The 21,776-nt window shown below is 63.5% G+C and carries 20 protein-coding genes; 10 read left to right on the forward strand and 10 right to left on the reverse strand.

All coding sequences use genetic code 11. From position 1 onward, the window contains the following. Positions 1-3: 3 nt before the first annotated feature. Genes ribB through GL300_RS12080 form a run of 3 tightly spaced genes read right to left on the reverse strand, consistent with a single transcriptional unit; the run spans position 4 to position 2,271 of the window. Entirely contained in the window at positions 4-1,122 is a 1,119-nt protein-coding gene (gene ribB / locus GL300_RS12070) for a 3,4-dihydroxy-2-butanone-4-phosphate synthase (protein ID WP_155039887.1), read from the reverse strand. Beyond that, a complete protein-coding gene (locus tag GL300_RS12075) occupies positions 1,112-1,678 on the reverse strand; it encodes a hypothetical protein (RefSeq protein WP_155039888.1) in 567 nt (188 codons plus the stop codon). The genes ribB and GL300_RS12075 overlap by 11 nt, the downstream gene beginning before the upstream one ends. After that, positions 1,678-2,271 carry a riboflavin synthase gene (locus tag GL300_RS12080; RefSeq protein ID WP_155039889.1) on the reverse strand — a complete coding sequence of 198 codons (594 nt, stop codon included), beginning with the start codon at positions 2,269-2,271 and terminating at the stop codon, positions 1,678-1,680. Before GL300_RS12080 ends, GL300_RS12075 begins: the two co-directional genes overlap by 1 nt. 308 nt (positions 2,272-2,579) lie before the next feature. Here GL300_RS12080 and GL300_RS12085 point away from each other — a divergent pair, with 308 nt between their 5' ends. The 3 genes from GL300_RS12085 (at position 2,580) to GL300_RS12095 (ending at position 7,114) form a co-directional block, all read left to right on the forward strand. Further along, positions 2,580-3,839 carry a capsule biosynthesis protein gene (locus tag GL300_RS12085; protein ID WP_155039890.1) on the forward strand — a complete coding sequence of 420 codons (1,260 nt, stop codon included), beginning with the start codon at positions 2,580-2,582 and terminating at the stop codon, positions 3,837-3,839. 172 nt (positions 3,840-4,011) lie between these two features. Beyond that, positions 4,012-5,115: a polysaccharide biosynthesis/export family protein gene (locus GL300_RS12090; protein ID WP_155039891.1), complete on the forward strand. Its 1,104-nt coding sequence runs from the start codon at positions 4,012-4,014 to the stop codon at positions 5,113-5,115. Positions 5,116-5,119: 4 nt separating this feature from the next. Then, a complete protein-coding gene (locus GL300_RS12095; RefSeq protein WP_155039892.1) occupies positions 5,120-7,114 on the forward strand; it encodes a capsular polysaccharide biosynthesis protein in 1,995 nt (664 codons plus the stop codon). On the opposite strand, the gene ribD is transcribed toward GL300_RS12095, so the two are convergent. Both ribD and nrdR read right to left on the reverse strand, forming a co-directional pair. Further along, a complete protein-coding gene (gene ribD, locus GL300_RS12100) occupies positions 7,111-8,088 on the reverse strand; it encodes a bifunctional diaminohydroxyphosphoribosylaminopyrimidine deaminase/5-amino-6-(5-phosphoribosylamino)uracil reductase RibD (RefSeq protein WP_155040002.1) in 978 nt (325 codons plus the stop codon). The two genes, GL300_RS12095 and ribD, sit on opposite strands and share 4 nt — an antisense overlap. 29 nt (positions 8,089-8,117) lie before the next feature. Further along, positions 8,118-8,582, reverse strand: a complete 465-nt coding sequence (nrdR, locus tag GL300_RS12105; RefSeq protein WP_155039893.1) for a transcriptional regulator NrdR — start codon at positions 8,580-8,582, stop codon at positions 8,118-8,120. Between the two features lie 207 nt (positions 8,583-8,789). Here nrdR and GL300_RS12110 point away from each other — a divergent pair, with 207 nt between their 5' ends. Beyond that, positions 8,790-9,914: a TRAP transporter substrate-binding protein gene (locus tag GL300_RS12110; protein WP_155039894.1), complete on the forward strand. Its 1,125-nt coding sequence runs from the start codon at positions 8,790-8,792 to the stop codon at positions 9,912-9,914. Positions 9,915-10,030: 116 nt separating this feature from the next. Continuing rightward, positions 10,031-11,128 carry a TRAP transporter substrate-binding protein gene (locus tag GL300_RS12115; protein WP_155039895.1) on the forward strand — a complete coding sequence of 366 codons (1,098 nt, stop codon included), beginning with the start codon at positions 10,031-10,033 and terminating at the stop codon, positions 11,126-11,128. Between the two features lie 57 nt (positions 11,129-11,185). Here GL300_RS12115 and GL300_RS12120 read toward each other — a convergent pair whose 3' ends face one another. From GL300_RS12120 to cobU, 5 genes are all read right to left on the reverse strand, one after another. After that, positions 11,186-13,024 (reverse strand): TRAP transporter large permease, encoded by a 1,839-nt coding sequence (locus tag GL300_RS12120; protein ID WP_155039896.1) that lies wholly within the window; start codon positions 13,022-13,024, stop codon positions 11,186-11,188. After that, positions 13,021-13,644, reverse strand: a complete 624-nt coding sequence (locus tag GL300_RS12125; protein ID WP_155039897.1) for a TRAP transporter small permease subunit — start codon at positions 13,642-13,644, stop codon at positions 13,021-13,023. Before GL300_RS12125 ends, GL300_RS12120 begins: the two co-directional genes overlap by 4 nt. 98 nt (positions 13,645-13,742) lie before the next feature. After that, a complete protein-coding gene (gene cobS / locus GL300_RS12130) occupies positions 13,743-14,528 on the reverse strand; it encodes an adenosylcobinamide-GDP ribazoletransferase (protein ID WP_155039898.1) in 786 nt (261 codons plus the stop codon). Further along, positions 14,521-15,477, reverse strand: coding sequence for a nicotinate-nucleotide--dimethylbenzimidazole phosphoribosyltransferase (gene cobT / locus GL300_RS12135; protein WP_155039899.1), 957 nt, complete (start codon positions 15,475-15,477; stop codon positions 14,521-14,523). The genes cobS and cobT overlap by 8 nt, the downstream gene beginning before the upstream one ends. Further along, positions 15,474-16,007, reverse strand: a complete 534-nt coding sequence (gene cobU / locus GL300_RS12140; RefSeq protein ID WP_246195160.1) for a bifunctional adenosylcobinamide kinase/adenosylcobinamide-phosphate guanylyltransferase — start codon at positions 16,005-16,007, stop codon at positions 15,474-15,476. Before cobU ends, cobT begins: the two co-directional genes overlap by 4 nt. Before the next feature lie 147 nt (positions 16,008-16,154). Between cobU and GL300_RS12145 the strand changes: the two genes are divergently transcribed. From GL300_RS12145 to GL300_RS12165, 5 genes are all read left to right on the forward strand, one after another. Next, positions 16,155-17,759, forward strand: coding sequence for a peptide ABC transporter substrate-binding protein (locus GL300_RS12145; protein ID WP_155039900.1), 1,605 nt, complete (start codon positions 16,155-16,157; stop codon positions 17,757-17,759). A 72-nt stretch (positions 17,760-17,831) separates the two neighbouring features. After that, the gene (gene oppB / locus GL300_RS12150) at positions 17,832-18,749 is read left to right on the forward strand and encodes an oligopeptide ABC transporter permease OppB (protein ID WP_155039901.1); all 918 of its coding nucleotides are present in this window, start codon (positions 17,832-17,834) and stop codon (positions 18,747-18,749) included. A 3-nt stretch (positions 18,750-18,752) separates the two neighbouring features. Beyond that, a complete protein-coding gene (locus GL300_RS12155; protein ID WP_155039902.1) occupies positions 18,753-19,676 on the forward strand; it encodes an ABC transporter permease subunit in 924 nt (307 codons plus the stop codon). 1 nt (position 19,677) lies between these two features. Continuing rightward, positions 19,678-20,727: an oligopeptide/dipeptide ABC transporter ATP-binding protein gene (locus GL300_RS12160; protein WP_155039903.1), complete on the forward strand. Its 1,050-nt coding sequence runs from the start codon at positions 19,678-19,680 to the stop codon at positions 20,725-20,727. Continuing rightward, a complete protein-coding gene (locus tag GL300_RS12165; RefSeq protein WP_155039904.1) occupies positions 20,717-21,727 on the forward strand; it encodes an oligopeptide/dipeptide ABC transporter ATP-binding protein in 1,011 nt (336 codons plus the stop codon). Before GL300_RS12160 ends, GL300_RS12165 begins: the two co-directional genes overlap by 11 nt. Positions 21,728-21,776 lie beyond the last annotated feature (49 nt).

The following is a 21,776-nucleotide window of genomic DNA, read 5'->3' on the forward strand; positions in this document are numbered from 1 at the left end:
GTTCTACTCTTTGGGAATCGGACGGGTGGAATGGATCGAAAGCCCGTAGGCGTCAAGCCCGACAACCTTCACCGGAGCAGAATTCGTCAAAAGAACCAGTTCGGAAAGCCCCAATGACGACAGGATCTGCGCCCCCAGCCCGTAATGGCGCAGGGTATGGGGCGAAACCTCGCCCTGAACCGGCAATTTCTTTTCCAGATCGCGGAACAGGACGATGACACCCCTGCCCTCGCGGCCGATCTCGCGCATGGCGGCGGAAAGCTCGCCCGCATCGACGCGACCGATGCCCAGCACGTCATGCAGCGGGTCCAGCACATGCATGCGGACCAGAACCGGCTCGGGCGAGGTCAGATCGCCCTGGGTCAGGACGACATGCTCGGCCCCGGTGGTTTCATCCGCAAACAGCCGCATCATCCAGTCGCCGCCATGCAGCGAATGAACCGCACGCTGCGAGCGTTCGGCGATCAGGTTGTCGTGGCGGCGGCGATAGGCGATCAGGTCGCTGATCGTGCCGATCTTCAGGCCGTGGCGTTGTGCAAAGGCGACCAGATCGGGAAGGCGCGCCATGCTGCCATCCTCGTTCATGATCTCGCAGATCACGCCCGAGGGGCTGAGCCCGGCCAGACGGGGCACGTCCACGGCGGCCTCGGTATGACCGGCGCGGACCAGAACGCCGCCATCGCGGGCGCGCAGCGGGAAGACATGGCCCGGAGAGGCGATATCCGCCGCACCCTTGCTGGGATCGATTGCCACCGCGACGGTATGGGCGCGGTCATGGGCCGAAATGCCGGTGGTGACGCCTTCGCGCGCCTCGATCGACATGGTGAAGGCAGTCTCATGACGGCTGGAATTCTTGGGGCTCATCAGCGGCAGGCCAAGCGCGTCGATGCGCTCGCCGGTCAGGGCCAGACAGATCAGGCCGCGACCATGCATGGCCATGAAGTTGATCGCCTCGGGGGTGGCCATCTGGGCCGGGATGATCAGGTCGCCCTCGTTCTCGCGGTCCTCGTGATCGACCAGGATGAACATGCGGCCATTGCGGGCCTCCTCGATGATCTCCTCGGTGGTCGAGATCGCATCCGACCAGTCGCGCTCGACAGGTCCGGGATTGTCATACTGCATCGGCAACTCCTGCAAAGAAGGCCTGACCGCTTACGAAACCCGCAAGACCGCCCGCCGTCATCATCTCGCGCTCATGCGCAGTTTCGCCGATCATCAGAACGGCATCTCCCGGCAGGCCCTGCGCCTTGAGCCAGGATTTCATTTCGTCGCGCATCGCGGACCAGCTTGCCCCGAAGACGGCCAACTCGCGCCCCGACACCGCCCCGATCTGACGCGCCAGCACATCGGGCGCAAGGCCCGGTGCACAACCCAGATGGGGTGACGCAGCGACTGCGGCAATGCGGCCCGCTTCAGGCGCAGGCACAGCCTCGCCCCGGCGAAAGACGCCAAGCGCATTCGAGGAATAAAGAAACGCCACCAGATCGCGCCCGGTTGTGGCCCGAACACCCGCATAGGTCTTGTAGTCCAGCCCCAGCGATTTCGCGCGGCGCACCTGCAGGCGCACGACCTCGACCGGAAGCCGGGCGCCCAGAAGCTCGCGGCGCGCGACGCTCCAGCAATGGGCACGAAAACCGCTACCCATTCCGGGGCCGCCATTATGCCCGATGCCGGCCATCACCCCGCCTCGGCCAGCCGCGCGACATAGCGCGCCAGCGTGTCGATTTCCAGATTGACCGCATCGCCCGTCTTGATCGTGCCCCAGGTGGTGACCTGCTGGGTATGGGGAATGACGTTGATGCCAAAGGTCGAGCCTTCGACCTCGTTCACGGTCAGCGAGGTGCCGTTCAGCGCAACCGACCCTTTGGGGGCGATGAACTTCGCCAGTGCATCAGGCGCGCGGAAGGTGATGCGGGTGCTGTCACCGTCATCATGCATCTCCTCGACGATGGCGACGCCATCGACATGGCCCGAAACGATGTGCCCGCCCAGTTCGTCACCGACGCGCAGCGCGCGCTCAAGGTTCAGGCGCTTGCCGCCCGCCCAGCCATTCGCACCGATATTGGTCTTGGAGATGGTTTCCGCGGAAATATCGACATCGAACCAGTCGGGTCCCTTGTCCACAACCGTCAGGCAAACACCGTCGCAGGCGATCGAGGCGCCCATATCCACGCCGACCATATCGTAATGGCAGGAAATCCGGGCGCGCATATCGCCCCGCATCTCGACGTTGCTGACGGTTCCGATATCGGTGATGATCCCGGTGAACATCTTTCCCTCATGCGCAATCCTGCGCCGAGACCTAGAGCTTTGCTGCGCAATCTTCAAGCGAGGCTACGCCGATTACCGGCCAGGTTGAGAAATGCGCGTGACAGTTTCCCAATTGTCATGCATGGACTATCTTGATCTTTGCGCGACGCGTTATTTGCGATTTCTAAATTTTTCACAACTACAGGTCGTCTTGTTGCGATTCTTAAGTGTACCGTGGGAATGACGATGTGACCTTGCTTAGCCGAACGCCCGAGCCGTTATCCCCGGCCGCGCTTGCCTCACGGCCGGCCGATCAGCGCGTATTCCTGATGCTTCAGGGGCCGCATGGCCCGTTTTTCGATCAGCTTGCGGCGCAGCTGCGCAAGGCCGGGTCCAAGGTCTGGCGCGTCGGTTTCAACGCGGGTGACGAATATTTCTGGACCGTGCCCGAACGCTTCATCGCCCATACCGGTACACCCGAGGAATGGCCCGCGCATCTGGAACGGATCATTCACGACAAGCGCGTGACCGATCTGGTGCTTTACGGCGATGTCCGTCCCGTCCACGCCGCCGCGCACGAAGTCTGCAAGCGTTATGGCATCGTCCTGCATGTGTTCGAGGAAGGCTATCTGCGCCCCTTCTGGATCACCTATGAACGCGGCGGCTCGAATGGGCATTCGGCACTGATGGACGTTCCGCTGAGCGATATGCGCAATGCCCTGCGCGGTCAGCTGGGCGAGGTTCGCCGTCCGCCCGCCCATTGGGGCGATATGCGACAGCACAAGTATTACGGCGCGCTTTACCATTTCTTCGTGCTGATCGCGAACCGCCGCTACACGGGCTATCGCACGCATCGCCAGATCGGCGTGTTCCGGGAATTCCGGCTGAACCTGCGTCGGCTGCTTCTGACGCCCTTTGACACCATCGCCCAGCGACGCGAGACGGCCAGCGTCCAGCGCGGCGGCTTTCCCTATGTCCTCGTTCTCATGCAGCTTGAGCACGACTCGAATTTCGTCGCCCATTCGCGCTATGGCAGCATGGCCGATTTCACCGATGAGACGCTGACCGAATTTGCCCGCTCGGCGCCGCGCCACCACCATATCGTCTTCAAGGCCCATCCGCTTGAGGATGGCCGTGGCGGCATCCGCGCCGCCGTCGCGCGCAAGGCGGCTGAACTGGGGATCACCGACCGCGTGCATTATGTCCGGGGCGGCAAACTGGCGCGGCTGATGAATCAGGCGCGGGCGGCGGTAACGGTGAATTCGACCTCGGCCCAGCAAGCCTTGTGGCGCGGCCTGCCCGTCAAGGCGATGGGCCGCGCGGTCTATGACAAGGCGGGATTGGTTTCCCGCCAAAGCCTGTCCGAGTTTTTCGCCGATCCCGAACCGCCAAATGCCTGGGCCTATCGGCGTTTCCGCGATTTCCTGCTGGAAAGCAGCCAGGTGCCGGGCGGATTTTATGCCGAGCGCTCGCGCGCCCATACCCTGCGCTTTGTCGTCGACATGATCCTTGCTGCCGAAGACCCTTATCAGGCCCTGCTGGCCGGGCGCGGGAAATATCGGCAACAGATGGAGCATTATGCTCAATGAATGGTTGCGAATTGTTGGCAAACCACAAAAGCCTGATTTAATCTGGCCACAAAACATGTTTGGGCAAAGCCCAAAAAGGACGAGAGACAGGAGTAACAGCTTGACCACATTTGATTTTTCGCACAGCAGCGGCGGCGGAGCCATGCAAACGCGCCGCTCCTGGGGCGTCAGGATGGGTCAATTCGCACTGGTCGGAGCGGTTGTTTTCGTTTCTGCCTGCGGCCTGCCGCGCTCGGGCCCGACCCGTGGCCAGATTTATAGCGGCGATGTCGCCAAGGGTGGCTCGACCAACATCGTCAATGTCGACGACCGGGTGACGCGGGCAGCGAACTTTACGCCCGCCTATGGTTTCGGCGCGGATTTCCAGCGCGCCGGACAGGTCGGTGCGGATGAGGTGCGCCCCGGCGACGTGCTGGGTCTGTCGATCTGGGAAAACGTCGATGACGGGCTGCTGGCCTCGATGGGCTCCAGCTCGACCCAGCTGCAGCAACTGCAGGTCGACAGCAACGGCTATATCTTCGTGCCCTATGCCGGTCGCATCCGCGCGGCAGGCAACAGCCCCGATGAGCTGCGCCGCATCATCACCCAGAAGCTGGAAACCCAGACCCCCGATCCGCAGGTCATGGTGACCCGCGTCGCCGGCGATGGCGCGACCGTTTCGGTCATGGGCAAGGTCAACGGTCAGGGCGTCTTCCCGATCGAGCGCCCGACCCGCACCCTGTCGGCAATGCTGTCCAAGGCGGGCGGCGTCTCGATCGAGCCGGAAGTGGCGGTTGTCACCGTCAAGCGCGGCGGCGCCACCGGCAAGGTCTGGCTACGTGACCTGTATTCCAGCTCGCGCAATGACATTGCCCTGCGCCCCGGCGACATCATTCTGGTCGAGGAAGACCAGCGCAGCTTCACCGCGCTAGGCGCGCTTGGCGGCCAGACCAAGGTTCCGCTGGGCAATGAAGAAATCAACGCGATCGAGGCCGTGGCCATGGTCGGCGGGCTTTCGACCTCGCTGGCCGATCCCAAGGGCGTCTTCATCCTGCGCGAAGAGCCGCAATCGGTTGCCCGCGCGGTGCTGGGCCGCTCGGATGTCTATGGATCGCAGCGCATCGCCTATGTGCTGGACCTGACCAAGCCCGACGGCATGTTCATGGCCCGCGACTTCCTGATCCGCGATGGCGACACCGTCTATGTCACCGAAGCGCCGATGGTTCAGTGGACCAAGACGCTCAACGTGATCCTTGCCCCGGTCAACCAGATCCGCACGACCGAAAGCGGGTTCTGAGTTCATGCCCGAAACGTTCAAGGCCGCCGGAGATCTCCGGCGGCTTTTTGTTTTCAACGGCGGATTCTTTAGGCAACCACGGCTGCACCGCATCCTGACCCTGTCGGGATGGAAACCGGTGCTGGGCCTGCCCGGACCCGAAGACGTGATCGGGCTTTGGGGTGCCAGCCCCACCGCATGGCGCGGCGAGGCGATGGCACGGCGCAGCGGTGCGGGGTTGCTGCGGGTCGAGGATGCCTTTTTGCGCTCAATCCTGCCCGGACGCGCCCGTGGTCCGGTGGCCGGGCGCGGGCCGGTCGGGCTGATCATGGACCCGCTGGGCCTGCATTTTCGACCCGACCAGCCGTCGCTGATCGAAACGCTGATCCCCTCGCCCAAGGCGCAGGCCTGCAAGACTGAGGCCGCGCAGGCGATCGAACGCCTGATTGCGGCGGATCTGTCGAAATACAACGCGCATCTGCCGGATGCCGCCCTACCGCCGCCGGGCTATGTTCTGGTGATCGACCAGACCCGCGGGGACGCCTCGTTGCTGGGGGCCGGGCGCGCCGAGTTTCTGGCGATGCTCAATGCGGCGCGGGACGAAAATCCCGGCAGACCGCTGGTCATTCGCAGCCATCCCGAAACCGCGGCGGGGCTGAGACCCGGACATTTCACCTCGGACGATCTGCATGCGGGCGAAAGCCTCTGCGACGGACCGGTTTCGCCATGGGCACTGCTGCGCAGGGCCGAGGCGGTCTATGTCATGTCATCGCAACTGGGGTATGAGGCGATGCTGGCGGGCCACGTCCCCCGCGTCTTTGGCCAACCATTCTACGCAGGCTGGGGCCTGTCGCGGGATCAGCACCGCTTTCCCCGCCGCATGCCCGCCGAAATCACCCAGCTTTTCGCGGCCAGCCACCTGCTTGCGCCGACATGGTATGATCCCTGCGCCGACCGCCTGACCGATTTCGAAGGGGCGCTGCGCCAGATCGAGGCCGAGGCAAGGGCGTGGCGGCAGGACCATGCCGGGCATCTGGCCTATGGCATGCGGCTGTGGAAGCGCCCGTTCCTGTCGCAGGTGTTCGGGGGCGGCAAAGGTGTGCGCTATACGAACCACCCCTTACCCAAGGTGACGCTGGCATGGGCAGGCAAGGCCGAGGGATTGCCACAGGCAATCCGGGTCGAGGACGGCTTCCTGCGCTCTCGCGGTTTGGGGGCCGAATTGGTGCCACCGCTATCGCTGGTCGCCGATGATCTGGGGATCTATTACGATCCCACCCGCGAAAGCCGGTTCGAACGGATCATGGCCGAACCGCTGTCGCCCGGTGGTGCGGAACGTGCTGCGGCGCTTGGTCAGGCGCTGATCGCGGCAGGCGTTACGAAATACAACCTTGGCGGCGCGCTTCCGCCCCTGCCGCCCGGCAATCGCATCCTTGTGCCCGGACAGGTCGAGGATGACGCCTCGATCCGGTTGGGTGCGGGACTTGAGCGGACGAACCTTGCCTTGCTGGAGCGGGTCCGGGCCGAGAACCCCGAAGCCGTGGTGATCTACAAACCACATCCCGATGTCGAGGCCGGCTTGCGTCCCGGTCTGATCCCCGATGCCGATATGGCGCGGCTGGCGGATGTTATCGCCCGCAACAGCAGCGCGGCCGTGCTGATGGCCGCGGTGGATGAGGTCTGGACCATCACCTCGACCCTGGGGTTCGAGGCTTTGCAGCGCGGCCTGAAGGTGACGACGCTGGGCGCGCCCTTCTACGCGGGCTGGGGCCTGACCCGCGATTTGGGGCAGATACCACAGCGCCGCCAGACTCGCGCCGATCTGCACCGCCTGATCCATGCCGCGCTGATCGCCTATCCGCGTTACCACGATCCGGTCAGCAACCTGCCCTGCCCGCCCGAGATCGCGCTGGCGCGCCTGTCCGACCCATCGCTGAAGCTGCGCGGCAGCCCGGCGCTGCGTGTGTTGGCCAAGGCGCAGGGCGTGCTCAGCAGCTATGCTTGGATCTGGCGGCGCTAGTCCCGCAGCCAGCGATGCATGACATCCGGCCCGATCCGCCGGCATTCGACCAAGCGGAAGCGTGGCGCGTCGGCCAGATGCTGTAGCCCCATCGAGGCAATGCCGGGTCGCGCATCGCCACCCAGAACCAACCCGGCGCTGTAGCCGATCAGTTGGTCGACCAGCCCTGCCCGCATCAGGCCGGCAGCCAGAACGCCGCCACCCTCACAGAACACCCGCGTCAGCCCACGCGCGCCAAGCTCGGCCATGAACTCGGCGGGTTCGCCCGAGACTTGCCAGAGCGGCCCATGCTCCGGCCCATCCGGCGGCATATCCAATACCTTCTGCGACGACACGACGATCCGCACCGGTTGCCGGACCGTTCCCATACCACGCACGTTCAGCGCAGGCCGGTCGGCGCGGGCGGTTCCACCGCCGACCATGACCGCGTCATGGGTCAGGCGCAGGGCGTGGACATGGCGTCGCGCCTCGGGGCCGGTGATCCACTGGCTTTCACCCGAGGCCGTGGCAATACGCCCGTCAAAGCTGCTGCCCAGCTTCAGGGTCAGCATCGGACGGCCCTGCGTGATGCGAGTCAGGAAACCGCGCTGCTGCTGCCGCGCACGCGCTTCGGCCACGCCCTGAGTGACCTCGATCCCTGCCGTCTGCAGCATGGCGATGCCGCGCCCGGACACGCGGGGGTCGGGATCGGTCAGGGCCACGACGACGCGGGCCACACCGGCCGCGATCAACGCCTCGGCGCAGGGCGGGGTCTTGCCGTGATGGGCGCAGGGTTCCAGCGTGACATAGGCGGTTGCGCCGCGTGCGGCATTACCCGCCTGCGCCAGCGCCATCGTCTCGGCATGCGGACGGCCCCCGGGCTGGGTCCAGCCCCGGCCAAGGACGCGCCCATCGCGGATGATGACACAGCCAACGGCGGGATTGGGCCAGGTATTGCCCAGCCCCCGCGTGGCCAATGCCAGCGCATGAGCCATGTGGCGTTGGTCGGCGGGACGCAGGTCGATCACTCGTCGTTCGGCCCCGGACGCAGTTCCGAGACGAACTTGTCGAAATCGTCCGCCGCCTGGAAGTTCTTGTAAACGCTGGCAAAGCGCACATAGGCAACGGTGTCGATCCGGGCCAGAGTCTCCATCACGATCTCACCGATGACCTTCGAGGGGACGTCGGTATCACCCATGCTTTCCAGCCGCCGCACGATGCCCGAGATCATCTGGTCGATGCGCTCGGGGTCGATGGGGCGCTTCTGCATGGCGATGCGGATCGAGCGCTCCAGCTTGGTGCGGTCGAAATCCTCGCGCCGCCCGCTTGACTTCACGACCACCAGATCGCGAAGCTGGACGCGCTCATAGGTGGTGAAGCGCCCGCCGCAGGCCGGGCAGAACCGGCGACGACGGATCGCGACATTGTCTTCGGCAGGACGCGAATCCTTCACCTGGGTGTCCACATTTCCGCAGAACGGACAGCGCATCCCTTGTCCTCTGATTTGCCCAAACCTCAGCCAGTATAGGCATAGCCAAACTGCTTGGGTAGCCCGCAGATTTGGCCACAAGATAAGCCAGACAGGAATTTCGCATGCGACACATTTTCCTGATCCGCACATCTCGACACAACGCGTCAGCCCGTGCAACATGCCCGCGTCAACCGCCAGGAGAGGTTGACCAACGCGGAGGAAAACATGAATAAAAACAGCAAATTTGACCGGCGCAGCTTTATGACCCGTGCCGCTGTCGGCGGTGCGACCGCCGCGGCCGGCGCCGCCCTCGCCGCTCCTGCAATCGCGCAGGAAATGCCGGAAGTGAGGTGGCGTCTGGCCTCGTCCTTCCCGAAATCGCTGGACACGATCTATGGCGGCGCGGAAGTGCTGTCGAAATACCTGTCGGAAGCGACCGGCGGCAAGTTCCAGATCCAGGTCTTTGCCGCGGGCGAGATCGTTCCCGGTCTGCAGGCGCAGGATGCCGTCACCGATGGCACCGTCGAAGCCTGCCACACCGTCGGCTATTACAGCTGGGGCAAGGACCCGACCTTCGCGCTTGGCGCGGCTGTGCCCTTCGCGCTATCGGCGCGCGCCCATAACGCCTGGCAATATCATGGCGGCGGGATCGACCTGTATAACGAATTCCTGGCGACCTATAACATCTACGGCCTTCCGGGCGGCAATACCGGTGCCCAGATGGGCGGCTGGTTCCGCAAGGAAATCAACACCGTCGGCGACATGAAGGGCCTGAAGATCCGCGTCGGCGGCTTTGCCGGCAAGGTAATGGAGCGTCTGGGCGCCGTGCCCCAGCAGATCGCGGGCGGCGACATCTATCCGGCGCTGGAAAAAGGCACGATCGACGCCTCGGAATGGGTCGGCCCCTATGACGACCAGAAGCTGGGCTTCTACAAGGTCGCACCCTACTACTATTATCCCGGCTGGTGGGAAGGTGGCCCGACGGTCCACTTCTTCTTCAACAAGGCGCAGTACGAGTCGCTGCCGGACCATTACAAATCGCTTCTGCACACTGCCGCGCAGGCCGCCGATGCGAACATGCTGCAGAAATACGACCACCTGAACCCGATCGCGCTGAAGGAGCTGGTCGCCGCTGGCGCACAGCTTCGTCCCTTCAGCCAGGAAATTCTAGACGCCTGCTTCAAGGCCGCCAACGAGGTCTATGCCGAGTTGGACGCCTCGAACCCGGCCTTCAAGAAGATCTGGGACTCGCTCAAGGAGTCGCGCGCGAACTGGTATCTGTACAACCAGACCGCCGAATACACCTATGACACGTTCATGATGATCCAGCAGCGCAACAGCCTGCTGTAAGCATCTGTAAAAATGACGAAACGTCGCCGCGGGACAGACCCTGCGGCGACGTTTTCACATCTTTTCCCGGAATGAACCCGCCGCTATCTTCGCCCCCATTCCGGAGGAGGAAATATATGGACAGACGTTCGTTCCTGCGCACTGGCGCAGTCGGTTCGGTTGCGGCCACGACCCTAGCCGCCCCTGCCATTGCGCAAGCCGCGCCCAAGGTTCAGTGGCGCATGACTTCGAGCTATCCGAAATCGCTGGATACGATCCACCAAGGCGCGGTGACGCTGGCGGAATATGTCCGCGGCATGACCGATGGTAATTTCGAGATTCAGGTCTTTGCCCCTGGCGAGATCGTGGGCGGTCTGCAAGCTGCCGATGCCGTGGCCGATGGCACGGTCGAGGCCGCCCATACCTCGTCCTATTACTATTGGGGCAAGGACCCGGTCTGGGCGCTGCCCACCGCCATCCCCTTTGGTCTGAACCCCCGCCAGCAGAACGCATGGTTCTATTACGGCGGTGGCAATGACATGATGAACGAATTCTATGCCACCCAGAACCTGTATGGCCTGCCCCTTGGCAATACCGGCGCGCAGATGGGCGGCTGGTATCGCAAGGAAATCAACACCGCCGAGGACCTCAAGGGCCTGAAAATGCGGATCGGCGGTTTCGCGGGCAAGATCATGGAGCGTCTGGGCGTCGTGCCGCAGAACATTCCCGGCGGCGACATCTATGCGGCGCTGGAAAAGGGCACGATCGACGCGGTGGAATGGGTCGGCCCCTATGACGACGACAAGCTGGGCTTCGTCAAGGTCGCACCCTATTACTACTATCCCGGCTGGTGGGAAGGCGGCGCGACGCTGCACGCGATGTTCAACCTGAAGGCATGGAACGACCTGCCGGAATCCTACCGCACCGCGCTGAAGGTCGCGTCTCAGGCCGTGACCTGCGACATGATGGCGAATTACGACTGGAAGAACCCCGACGCCCTGCTGCGTCTGGTCGGCGCGGGCGCGCAGCTGCGCCCGATGTCCGAGGCGATCATGGATGCCGGTTTCGCCGCCAGCCAGCAGGTCTATGCCGAGATCAGCGCCGAAAACCCGACCTTCAAGAAGATCTACGACTCGATTGCGGCGTTCCGGGGCAAGTCATTCCAGTATCAGCAGATCTCGGACTACACCTACGACACCTACATGATGATCCAGAAACAGAAGGGCAGTATCTAACCCGCCCCGAAGCCTTGCAGGAAAAGGAAAGGCGGCCCGAAGGCCGCCTTTTGTCGTTCAGTTTGCCGGCGGGGTCGCCGGGGCGCTGAGCCCCGGAGGCGGACCCGACAGCGGATCGATCCCACCCGAAGCAGGGGCCGGGGTCGCAGGTGCCGGGGCCGTCGAGGGTGCCGGTGCGGGCGCGCCGAAATTCGGCACTCCACCCAGACCACCCGGCGCGGTGCCGGGGGCTGCGCCCGGTGCGCCGAACGGATTGCCCAAGCCGCCGCCCAGACCGCCCAGACCGCCACCGGCCGGGATCTCGATCTTGACGTTCGAGGTGTCGATCGGCGGCCCCTTGTAGTGCATGACCAGTCCGGGGAAGGCCATCACGATGCCAACCATCACCAGCTGGATGATCACGAAGGGAATGGCCCCGCGATAGATCTGCCCGGTGGTCACCGGATCCATCGTCTTTCCCGTGACCTTGTCCTGATAGGGTGCCTTGGGGGCCACCGAACGCAGGAAGAACAGCGAGAAGCCGAAGGGCGGATGCATGAAGCTGGTCTGCATGTTGACGCCCAGAAGGACGCCGAACCAGATCAGGTCGATCCCCATCGCCTCGGCTGCCGGAGCCAGCAGCGGAACGATGATGAAGGCCAGTTCAAAGAAGTCGAGGAAGAAGGCCAGCAGGAAGACCAGCACCGACACCGCGATCAGGAAGCCATATTCGCCCCCCGGCAGCGAGGTCAGCAGATGCTCGACCCAGATATGCCCGTTCACGCCATAGAAAGTCAGCGAGAAGACCCGCGCGCCGATCAGGATGAACATGACAAAGGCCGACAGCCGCGTCGTCGCCAGAAGTGCCCCGCGGATCACCTCAAGGTTGAGGCGACCTTTCAGGCCCGCCAGAAGCAGCGCGCCGACCGCGCCCATTGCGCCGCCTTCGGTGGGCGTCGCAATGCCAAGGAAGATCGTGCCCAGAACAAGGAAGATCAGCGCCAGCGGCGGGATCAGCACGATGATGACCTGCTGCGCCAAGCGCGACATCAGGTTGATCTTCAGCGACTTGTCCAGCAGCGCCGCGACATAGATCACGATGATCGCCAGCGCAGGCGCAAGGATGTCGGCATCCTTGCCGTGGGTCGGATACATCCATTTGAAGGTCAGATAGCCCATCAGCCCAGTCGCGGCGAGCGCCACGAACAGCGAAGTCACGCCCGAACCCAGCGTGCGGGCCTCTTTCGGCAGCGCCGGCAGCAGATGCGGCCGCATGATCGACATGACAAAGATATAAGCCATGTAGAGGCCGGTCAGGACCAGACCGGGGATCAGCGCGCCCTTGTACATGTCGCCGACGGAACGGCCCAGCTGGTCGGCCAGAACGATCAGCACCAGCGACGGCGGAATGATCTGCGCCAATGTCCCCGAGGCCGCGATGGTCCCCGAGGCAATGCGCCGGTCATAGCCGTATCGCAGCATGATCGGCAGCGAGATCAGGCCCATGGCGATCACCGAGGCCGCGACGACCCCGGTCGTGGCCGCCAACAGCGCGCCGACGATGATGACCGCATAGGCCAGACCGCCACGGATCGGGCCGAACAGCTGACCCACAGTGTCCAGCAGGTCCTCGGCCATGCCGGATTTCTCCAGCACGATGCCCATGAATGTAAAGAATGGAATGGCAAGTAATGTCTCGTTCGACATCACCCCCCATAGCCGCTCGGGCATCGCATTCAGCAGCGGCCAGCTGAGGTTGATCGAACCGCCCGAAAGCGGCGCAAGTTCAACGCCGATGACAAAGAATAGCAGACCGTTCGCGGCCAGCGCGAAGGCGACCGGATAGCCGTAAAGCAGGAACAGGACCAGCGAGGCGAACATGATCGGAGCCATGTTCTGCGCAATGAACTCCATCATTTGCGGTTCTCCTCGCGGCCGGGTTCGTCTTCCAGCGCGGCTTCCATGTCGCGGGCCATCGCCTCGCCCTCAAGGGCGGCGGCGGCGTGGTGCGAAACGAAGGGGTTCGGATCGGGAATGATGCCGCGCATTACGGCGATCTTCTTGATGATTTCGGAAATGCCCTGAAAGAACAGCAGGATGAAACCGGCCAGCAGCATGGCCTTGGCCGGCCACAGGATCAGCCCGCCCGAGTTGGTCGAGACCTCGCCGCTGTGATAGCTGCGCATTACCCAGGGCGTCAGGTAATAGATCATCAGGGTGACGAAGGGCATCAGGAACAGGCAGTGGCCGATCAGGTCGATCCAGTGCTGACGGCGCCGCGACCACATCCCGTAGATGATGTCGATGCGGATATGCTCGTTTTCCTTCAGCGTGTAGGCCGCAGCGCCCAGAAAGGCCGCTCCGTAAAGATACCATTGCAGTTCAAGCCAAGCGTTCGAGGATACGTTCAACACCTTGCGGATGATGGCGTTGCCCGCGCTTACCAGAACTGCAACCAAGATCAGCCAGGTCACTGCCCTGCCGATGATGGTGTTGACGCGGTCAATGCCGCGTGACAGGCCCAAAAGGCCACCCATGCCAAAAACCTCCCCTTTTCAATCAGCCGCCCCTCCAAAGTGCGGCCCGCCGGTCTAACCGGTCTTCTATTTTCGTATGAAGGAACGCCAAAAGCCGGTCAAGCAGCGTGCGGCGATGCAGCAACCAGCAGGGCCAGAAGCGTGGCAAGCTCGCCCGTCTGTTGCAACGCGCCCAGCACGTCGCCGGTCTGTCCGCCCAGCCTGCGATGGGCCTGACGGGCCAGCAGCGCCTGAGCGCCAAGGCAGGCAAGCGGGGGGAAAACGGCGGCCGCAAACGGAGCAATTTCCGAAATAGTGAATATAAATAATGGGATAATTGATAAAACTACGGCGGATGCCGCAGCCTTACCCGACGGCCTGCCCGCCGCGCGACCCAGACCGTCCTCGCGGGCGGGCGGCATCAGCGCCAAGGCCGCGCTCATGCCCGCGCGCGACAGCATTGCCGCCGCGATCAGGGAAATTGCCGCAAGAATGGGCGACAGTCCCCCCAGCTGTGTCAGGCAGGCCGCGCGCAGCCCCAGAACCAGCGACAGCGCCAGCACGCCATAGCTGCCGATGCGGGAATCGCGCATGATTTCAAGGCTGCGAGCGCGGGTCGCACCACCACAGCCATCGGCGTAATCGGCCAGCCCGTCCTCATGCAGGCCGCCAGTCAGCCAGACCTGCACGCCGATGGCGAGGATCGCGGCGATAGCGGCGGACAGGCCAAGGGCATCGGCCAGCAACAAGACCGCCGCAGCAGCCGTGCCGACCGCCAGCCCGGCCACGGGAAATACCCATGCCGCCTGCGACAGGGGCACGGGCGACTGCGGCAGGAACCGGCCCAGCGGCAACCGCGTCAGCCAGACCAGCGCAGTTACCGCCTGAAGCCAAAGCCTAGCCAATGCCCGCCTCGGCAAAGGTCGCCATGCCGTTGTGGCATTCCAGCGCCGCCCGCAGGATCAGCAGCGCCACTGCCGCGCCCGAGCCCTCGCCCAGCCGCATGTCCAGCGTGACCACCGGCTTTTTCTTCATCACGGCGATCAGGCGGCGATGGCCCGGTTCGGCGCTTTCATGGCCGATCAGGCAATGATCCAGCGCCTGCGGGTCATTGACCAGCAGTGTGCCCGCCGCAGCCGAGCAGATGAAGCCGTCAAGGATCACCGGAATGCCCAGCTCTCGTGCCCGGATCACTGCGCCGCAGATTGCCGCCTGCTCGCGCCCGCCATAGGAGCCAAGGATCGAGGCCGCCGTGGCCGCGCCCTTGTGACGATCCAGCCCGGCATTCACCGCGCGGATCTTGTTGGCCATGATATCATCATCTGCGCCGGTGCCTGGCCCGACCCAATCCTCGGCCCTGCCGCCGAAAGTCGCGGCGGCCAGGGCTGCGGCGACGGTAGAGTTGCCGATGCCCATTTCGCCCAGCAGGATCACGTCCGCCTCGACGTCGACGGCGTTCTTGCCGATCTGGATTGCGGTCACCAGATCGGCAACCTCCATCGCCATGCCTTGGGTGAAATCCTGCGTGGGCTGATCCAGATCCAGCGGGATCACCGTCAGTTCGGCCCCGGCCAGACGGCATAGCTGGTTGATCGCAGCGCCCCCGGCCTGAAAATTCGCGACCATCTGGGCAGTGACCTCGACCGGGAACGGGTTCACCCCCTGCGCGGTCACGCCGTGGTTGCCGGCAAAGACCAGCGCCTGGGCGCGCTCGATCCTGGGGCGTTCGGCGCCCTGCCAGCCCGCCATGAACACGGCCAGTTCCTCCAGCCGCCCAAGCGATCCGGGGGGCTTGGTCAGCTCGGCCTGACGCGAGCGGGCGGCCGCAGCGGCCGATTCATCGAATGGTTTCAAGGCGTCCCTCTTTGCGGTTTCAGTTGCAGGGGAAGACCGCTGACCGAGATCCAGACCTCGTCGGCAATTCCCGCAACCGCCTGGTTCATCCAGCCATGCTCGTCCCGGAAGCGGCGCGCAAGCGCATTGTCGGGAACGATGCCCAGCCCCAGCTCGTTCGTGACCAGAACGACCGGGCCGCGCTGTTTGCGCAACACATCGCCAAGGGCACGAATATGCGGGGCGGGATCGCCCGCCGCCAGCAGATTCGACAGCCACAAGGTCAGGCAATCGACCAGTCGCACCGTCTGCCCGTCATCGCTGCGTTGAAGGGCACCGGGCAGATCGACCGGTTCCTCGATCGTCTGCCAACCCTCGCCCCGACGGTCTTGATGCAGCCGGATACGCTGCGTCATTTCGTCATCCCAGGCCTCGGCCGTGGCGATGTAGATACGCGGCCCCGAAAAGCGCGAAGCCATTGATTCCGCCAGCGCAGACTTTCCCGAACGGGCGCCTCCGGTGACCATGATGATGTGTTGGGCAGTTTCCATGCCTTGTATCATGCACAGCCGTGGCTGCGACAAAAGTCCGAAATCCTGCTTGCTGTCAGACAGATTTCGCGCAACAGATTACGCATTCGCGCGCGGGTGGAGGACCCCGACATACGCGCCAAGAACATACTCAGAGAGGTGAAATCCATGAATCGTCTGCTTCTGACCACGGCCCTGACACTGGGTCTGGCTGTGCCCGCGCTGGCCGTCACACCCGCCCCCGGCGAAAAGCTTGCCGCCAACCAGACCTACACTTTCTGGCTGCTCGACGCGATCAAGACCACCGACCCGCACAAGAACTCGGATGTCGAAGGCTCGGACGTGATCCGCCAACTGTTCGAAGGCCTGTTGAACGAGGACGCCAAGGGCGCCCCGATTCCGGGCGTCGCGACCAAGTTCGATCTGTCCGACGACAAGCTGACCTATACCTTCCACCTGCGCCCCGAGGCGAAATGGTCGAATGGCGATCCGGTCACCGCGAATGACTTCGTCTACAGCTGGCGTCGTCTGGCCGATCCGGCCACCGCCTCGGAATATGCGTGGTTCATGGAGCTGATGAACGTCGAAAACGCACCCGCCGTGGTCAAGGGCGAGAAGAAGCCCGAAGAACTGGGCATCAAGGCGATCGACGACCACACGCTGGAAGTCAAACTGACCGCGCCGACCCCCTATTTCCCGAAAATGGTCACGCATAGCTCGACCTTCCCGGTGCCGCAGAAGGTCGTCGAGGCCGAGGGCGACAACTGGACCCAAGCTGGCAAGCTGGTCGGCAACGGTGCCTTCACCCTGACCAGCCACGATCTGGGCGTCCAGATCAGCATGGACAAGAACCCGAACTACTGGGACGCGGCGAATGTGGTCATGGAGCACATCAAGGGCCTGACGGTGAACGACAACAACGTCGCCCTGACCCGCTACAAGGCCGGCGAGCTTGACCGCGTGCAGATCCCGGCCGGCCAGTATCCGAGCCTGGAGAAAGAGTTCCCCGATCAGGCGATCTCGATCCCCTACTCCTGCTCGTATGGCTACCTGTTCAACCTGTCTGACAAGGGTCCCGAAGCGCTGAAAGACGTCCGCGTCCGCAAGGCGCTGTCCTATGCGATGCAGCGCGACGTGGTCGTCGACAAGATCCTGCAAGGTGGCCAGAAACCGTCCTACAACTGGACCCATTGGGCGATCGAAGGCTTCCAGATGCCGGAAATCGACTATGCCGCATGGACCCAGGCAGAGCGCATGGAAAAAGCCAAGGCCCTGCTGGCCGAGGCTGGCTACGGCCCCGACAAGCCGCTGAAGCTGACGCTGCAATACAATACCGACGAGAACCACAAGAAGATCGCCGTCGCAGCCCAGCAATTCTACAAGCAGCTTGGCGTCCAGATCGAGCTGAACAACGTCGAATGGAAGGTCCATACCGACCGCCTGCAATCGCAGGATTTCGAAATGGCCCGCTACGCATGGTGCGCGGACTATAACGAGGCGTCGACCTTCCTCGATTATTTCCGCTCGACCGGCATGAACTACGGTAAGTTCAACAATGCCGAGTTCGACAAGCTGCTGGACGAATCCAAGACCGCAGCTGACCCGAATGTCCAATACACAGCGGCTGAAAAAATCATCGCCGAGGAAATGCCGCTGGTCCCGATCTATCAGTACGCCAAGGTCGACATGATCAGCGACGCGATCAAGGGCCTGCCGACCGAGAACGTCATGAACGACTGGCTCGCCAAAGACATCTACCGGATCGAAAAGTAACCTTTTGGCGGCGGCCCCCGTTGCGGGGCCGCCCTGCCGAAACTGTCCGGCACCTTACGCGGGAACCTGAACATGTTCGGATTCATCCTTCGGCGGCTCGCTGTCGCCATTCCGACGTTGCTACTGCTCATCGTCCTTTCCTTCCTGCTGATGCATGCGGCCCCCGGCGGCCCCTTCACGCAGGAACGCGCCCTGCCCCCGCAGATCATCGCGAACCTCAATGCGAAATACGGTCTGGATGAGCCCTTGTGGCGCCAGATCATCAATTACGTCTGGGGGATCGTCGCGCATTTCGATTTCGGGCCTAGTTTCGTCTATCCCGACCGCACGGTGAACCAGATCATCGCAGCCGGTTTCCCGGTCACGCTGACCTATGGCGGCATCGCCTTTGTCGCGGCGGTGCTGGTCGGCGTTTCACTGGGCGTCTCGGCTGCCATCCGGCAAAACAGCTGGGTCGACTATCTGGCCGTCGGCACCTCGATCGGCGCGCAGGTGCTGCCGAACTTCGTCATGGCCCCGATCCTTGTGCTGGTCTTCACGCTGTGGCTGGGCTGGCTGCCCGGCGGCGGCTGGGGTGGGCCGATCTACTGGATCATGCCGGTCGTGGCGCTTTCGACCAGCTTCATGGCTTCGATCGCGCGGATCACGCGGTCATCCATGCTTGAGGTGCTGGGCTCGAACCACATCCGTACCGCCCGCGCCAAGGGCCTGTCGGAAAGCAAGGTCATCCTGCGCCACGCGCTGAAACCGGCGCTGCTTCCGGTGATCAGCTATCTTGGCCCGGCATTCGTGACGATGATCACCGGCTCGGTCGTGGTCGACATGTATTTCTCGACCGGCGGCATCGGGCGCAGCTTCGTCGATTCAGCGCTGAACCGCGACTATGCGGTAATGATGGGGATCACCATCCTTGTCGGCGCGCTGACCATCCTCTTCAGCCTCGTGGTGGACGTGCTTTACGCATGGATCGACCCCAAGATCAGGTACTGAGCCATGATCGACACTCAACAAATGCAATCCCTCGCCGCGCGCATGACCGAGGCCGAGGTCAAGGGCCGCAGCCCTTGGGCCGATGCCCGCCGCCGCTTCCGCAGGAACAAGGCGGCAATGGTCAGCCTTGTCATCCTGATCCTTGTCGCGCTGTTTGCAATCTTCGGGAACTCGCTGGCCGGATGGTCCAACGAGGAAATGGATTTCGAGGTCATGGGCAATGCCGCCACGATGGGCATGCCCAGCTTCGCCAATGGCCATTATTTCGGCACCGACGATCTGGGACGCGACCTGTTCTCGCGCACCGTGCAGGGCACGCAGGTGTCGCTGATGGTCGGTCTGATCGGCGCAGGCATCGCGGTCATCGTCGGCACGCTTTACGGCGCAACTGCCGGCTATGTCGGCGGACGCACCGATGCGATCATGATGCGCACGGTCGATATCCTGCTGGCCATTCCTTATATGTTCGTCCTGATCCTGCTGCTGGTGATCTTTGGCCGGTCCATGTCCATGCTGTTCCTGGGCATTGGGCTGATCTCATGGCTGGAAATGTCCAGAATCGTTCGAGGTCAAACCCTTAGCCTCAAGAACCGAGAATTCATCGAGGCCGCGCGCGCCACCGGCGTCCCGGGCTGGAAGATCATCATCCGCCACATCGTCCCGAACCTTCTGGGTGTCGTCGCGGTCTATGCGACGCTGCTGGTGCCACTGATGATCCTTTCGGAAAGCTTCATCAGCTTCCTCGGCCTTGGCGTGCAGGAGCCGCTGACCTCATGGGGCGCGCTGATTTCCGAGGGCGCGGGCACGATGAACTATGGCACGCTTTGGCAGCTGATCTTCCCGCTGTTCTTCTTCTGCATCACGCTTTTCGCCTTCTTCTTCGTCGGCGACGGCTTGCGTGACGCCCTTGACCCGAAGGATCGCTGAGATGAGCCTGCTTCAAATCCGCGACCTGAACGTGCGCTTCGCCACCACCGATGGCGAGGTCTCGGCGGTCAATGGCATCAATCTGGACGTGGCCCGTGGCGAGACGCTGGGCATCGTCGGCGAATCCGGCTCGGGCAAATCGCAGCTGGCCTTCTCGATCATGGGACTGCTTGCGCGGAATGGCCGGGCCACTGGCTCGGTCCGTTTCGACGGGGCCGAGATCCTGAACGCCCCCGCGCCCCTTCTGAACAAGATCCGCGCCGAGCGCATCGCCATGGTCTTCCAAGACCCGATGACCAGCCTGAACCCCTATATGCGGGTCTCGGACCAGATGGCCGAGGTCCTGATGCTGCATAAGGGCATGGGCAAGGCGCAGGCCGTGGCGGAATCCGCCCGGATGCTGGACGCGGTGAAAATCCCCGATGCCAAGGGCCGTATCCGGCTGTATCCGCATGAGTTTTCGGGCGGGATGCGGCAGCGGGTGATGATCGCCATGGCGCTGCTGTGCCGTCCCGATCTGCTGATCGCCGATGAGCCGACGACAGCTTTGGACGTGACCGTTCAGGCCCAGATCATGGAGCTGATGGCCGATCTGCAACGCGAGTTCGGCATGGCGATGATCCTGATCACCCATGATCTGGGCGTTGTCGCCGGTTCCTGCGAACGCGTCATGGTCATGTATGGCGGGCGCATCATGGAGCGTGCTCCGGTGGATCCGATCTTTGCCGATCCGGCCCATCCTTATACGCAGGGCTTGCTGGCGGCGATCCCGCGCGTGGATCAGAAGGGCGATCAGCTTTCGGCCATTCCCGGCAGCCCGCCCAACATGACCCATCCGCCAGCGGGCTGCCCCTTCGCCCCGCGCTGTGCCTATGTCATGCCGGTCTGCGGTCAGACGATGCCACCACTGGACGCCTTCGCACCGGGGCGCGAGCGCGCCTGCTATGCCTCGCTGGATGTGGTCCGCAAGGGCCATGCGCCGCAACCCGACCTGCCGGAACCCGCCGCCGCCGATCTGGACGAGATGCAGGAGAGCGCCCATGATCACTAAGCCCCTGATCTCGGCGCGCGATCTGCGCGTGACGTTTGAGCTGCCCTCGGGCGGGATGCCATGGACGCCGCCGCGCCTGCTTCAAGCGGTGGGCGGGGTCGATTTTGACCTGATGCCGGGAGAGACCTTGGGCATCGTGGGCGAATCCGGTTCCGGCAAGTCGACGCTGGCACGGGCGCTGATCGGGCTGGTCCCGGCCACCGGTCAGGCACAATGGCAGGACGGCACCAACCTGATCGGCCTGTCGCCTCGCAAGATGCTGAAATATCGCAGCGAGATCCAGATGGTCTTCCAAGACCCGCTGGCGAGCCTCAATCCACGCATGACCGTGGGTCAGATCATCGCGGAACCCCTGACCACCCATCACAAGGGTCTGTCGCGCGATGAGGTCAAGCGCCGCGTCAAGGACATGATGGACCGCGTCGGCCTGCTGCCGAACCAGATCAACCGCTACCCGCATGAGTTCAGCGGCGGGCAATGCCAGCGCATCGGCATCGCGCGGGCGCTGATCGTGCAGCCGAAGCTGGTGATCTGCGATGAGCCGGTCTCGGCGCTGGATGTGTCGATTCAGGCGCAGGTCATCAATCTGCTGGCGGAATTGCAGCGCGATCTGGGGCTGGCGCTGATCTTCATCGCGCATGACCTGTCGGTGGTGAAGCATATCAGCGACCGCGTGCTGGTCATGTATCTGGGCCGGGTGATGGAACTGGCACAGGCGGAATCGCTTTATGCCGATCCGCGCCACCCCTATACGCAGGCTTTGCTGTCAGCGGTTCCAATCCCTGATCCGCAGCTTGAGCGTCAAAAGCGGATGATCCCGCTGAAGGGCGAGCTGCCCTCGCCGATGAACCCGCCCTCGGGCTGCGTTTTCCGCACCCGCTGCCCCCGCGCGCAGGAATTGTGTGCCCGTGAGCGGCCCGTGTTGGAGGGCGGCGCGCATCTGTGCGCCTGCCACTTCCCCGGCAAGCTGATGGCTGAGGAATTGGCTAAAAGCGCTTGATATAAAATGCGAAACGCCCCCAATCGGGGGCGTTTTCACAATTGCGCAG

The organism is Paracoccus litorisediminis (assembly GCF_009711205.1).
GTDB classification, from domain to species: domain Bacteria; phylum Pseudomonadota; class Alphaproteobacteria; order Rhodobacterales; family Rhodobacteraceae; genus Paracoccus; species Paracoccus litorisediminis.

Excerpts from the sequence above, each read along its gene's own strand:
- GL300_RS12165 (WP_155039904.1), top strand. The coding sequence starts at position 20,717 with ATGATCACTAAGCCCCTGATCTCGGCGCGCGATCTGCGCGTGACGTTT.
- GL300_RS12090 (WP_155039891.1), top strand. The coding sequence starts at position 4,012 with ATGGGTCAATTCGCACTGGTCGGAGCGGTTGTTTTCGTTTCTGCCTGC.
- GL300_RS12080 (WP_155039889.1), bottom strand. The coding sequence starts at position 2,271 with ATGTTCACCGGGATCATCACCGATATCGGAACCGTCAGCAACGTCGAG.
- GL300_RS12095 (WP_155039892.1), top strand. The coding sequence starts at position 5,120 with ATGCCCGAAACGTTCAAGGCCGCCGGAGATCTCCGGCGGCTTTTTGTT.
- GL300_RS12155 (WP_155039902.1), top strand. The coding sequence starts at position 18,753 with ATGATCGACACTCAACAAATGCAATCCCTCGCCGCGCGCATGACCGAG.
- GL300_RS12145 (WP_155039900.1), top strand. The coding sequence starts at position 16,155 with ATGAATCGTCTGCTTCTGACCACGGCCCTGACACTGGGTCTGGCTGTG.
- GL300_RS12115 (WP_155039895.1), top strand. The coding sequence starts at position 10,031 with ATGGACAGACGTTCGTTCCTGCGCACTGGCGCAGTCGGTTCGGTTGCG.
- GL300_RS12125 (WP_155039897.1), bottom strand. The coding sequence starts at position 13,644 with ATGGGTGGCCTTTTGGGCCTGTCACGCGGCATTGACCGCGTCAACACC.
- oppB (WP_155039901.1), top strand. The coding sequence starts at position 17,832 with ATGTTCGGATTCATCCTTCGGCGGCTCGCTGTCGCCATTCCGACGTTG.
- GL300_RS12075 (WP_155039888.1), bottom strand. The coding sequence starts at position 1,678 with ATGGCCGGCATCGGGCATAATGGCGGCCCCGGAATGGGTAGCGGTTTT.
- GL300_RS12085 (WP_155039890.1), top strand. The coding sequence starts at position 2,580 with ATGCTTCAGGGGCCGCATGGCCCGTTTTTCGATCAGCTTGCGGCGCAG.
- GL300_RS12120 (WP_155039896.1), bottom strand. The coding sequence starts at position 13,024 with ATGATGGAGTTCATTGCGCAGAACATGGCTCCGATCATGTTCGCCTCG.
- GL300_RS12160 (WP_155039903.1), top strand. The coding sequence starts at position 19,678 with ATGAGCCTGCTTCAAATCCGCGACCTGAACGTGCGCTTCGCCACCACC.
- ribB (WP_155039887.1), bottom strand. The coding sequence starts at position 1,122 with ATGCAGTATGACAATCCCGGACCTGTCGAGCGCGACTGGTCGGATGCG.
- GL300_RS12110 (WP_155039894.1), top strand. The coding sequence starts at position 8,790 with ATGAATAAAAACAGCAAATTTGACCGGCGCAGCTTTATGACCCGTGCC.
- ribD (WP_155040002.1), bottom strand. The coding sequence starts at position 8,088 with ATGGCTCATGCGCTGGCATTGGCCACGCGGGGGCTGGGCAATACCTGG.
- cobU (WP_246195160.1), bottom strand. The coding sequence starts at position 16,007 with ATGGAAACTGCCCAACACATCATCATGGTCACCGGAGGCGCCCGTTCG.
- nrdR (WP_155039893.1), bottom strand. The coding sequence starts at position 8,582 with ATGCGCTGTCCGTTCTGCGGAAATGTGGACACCCAGGTGAAGGATTCG.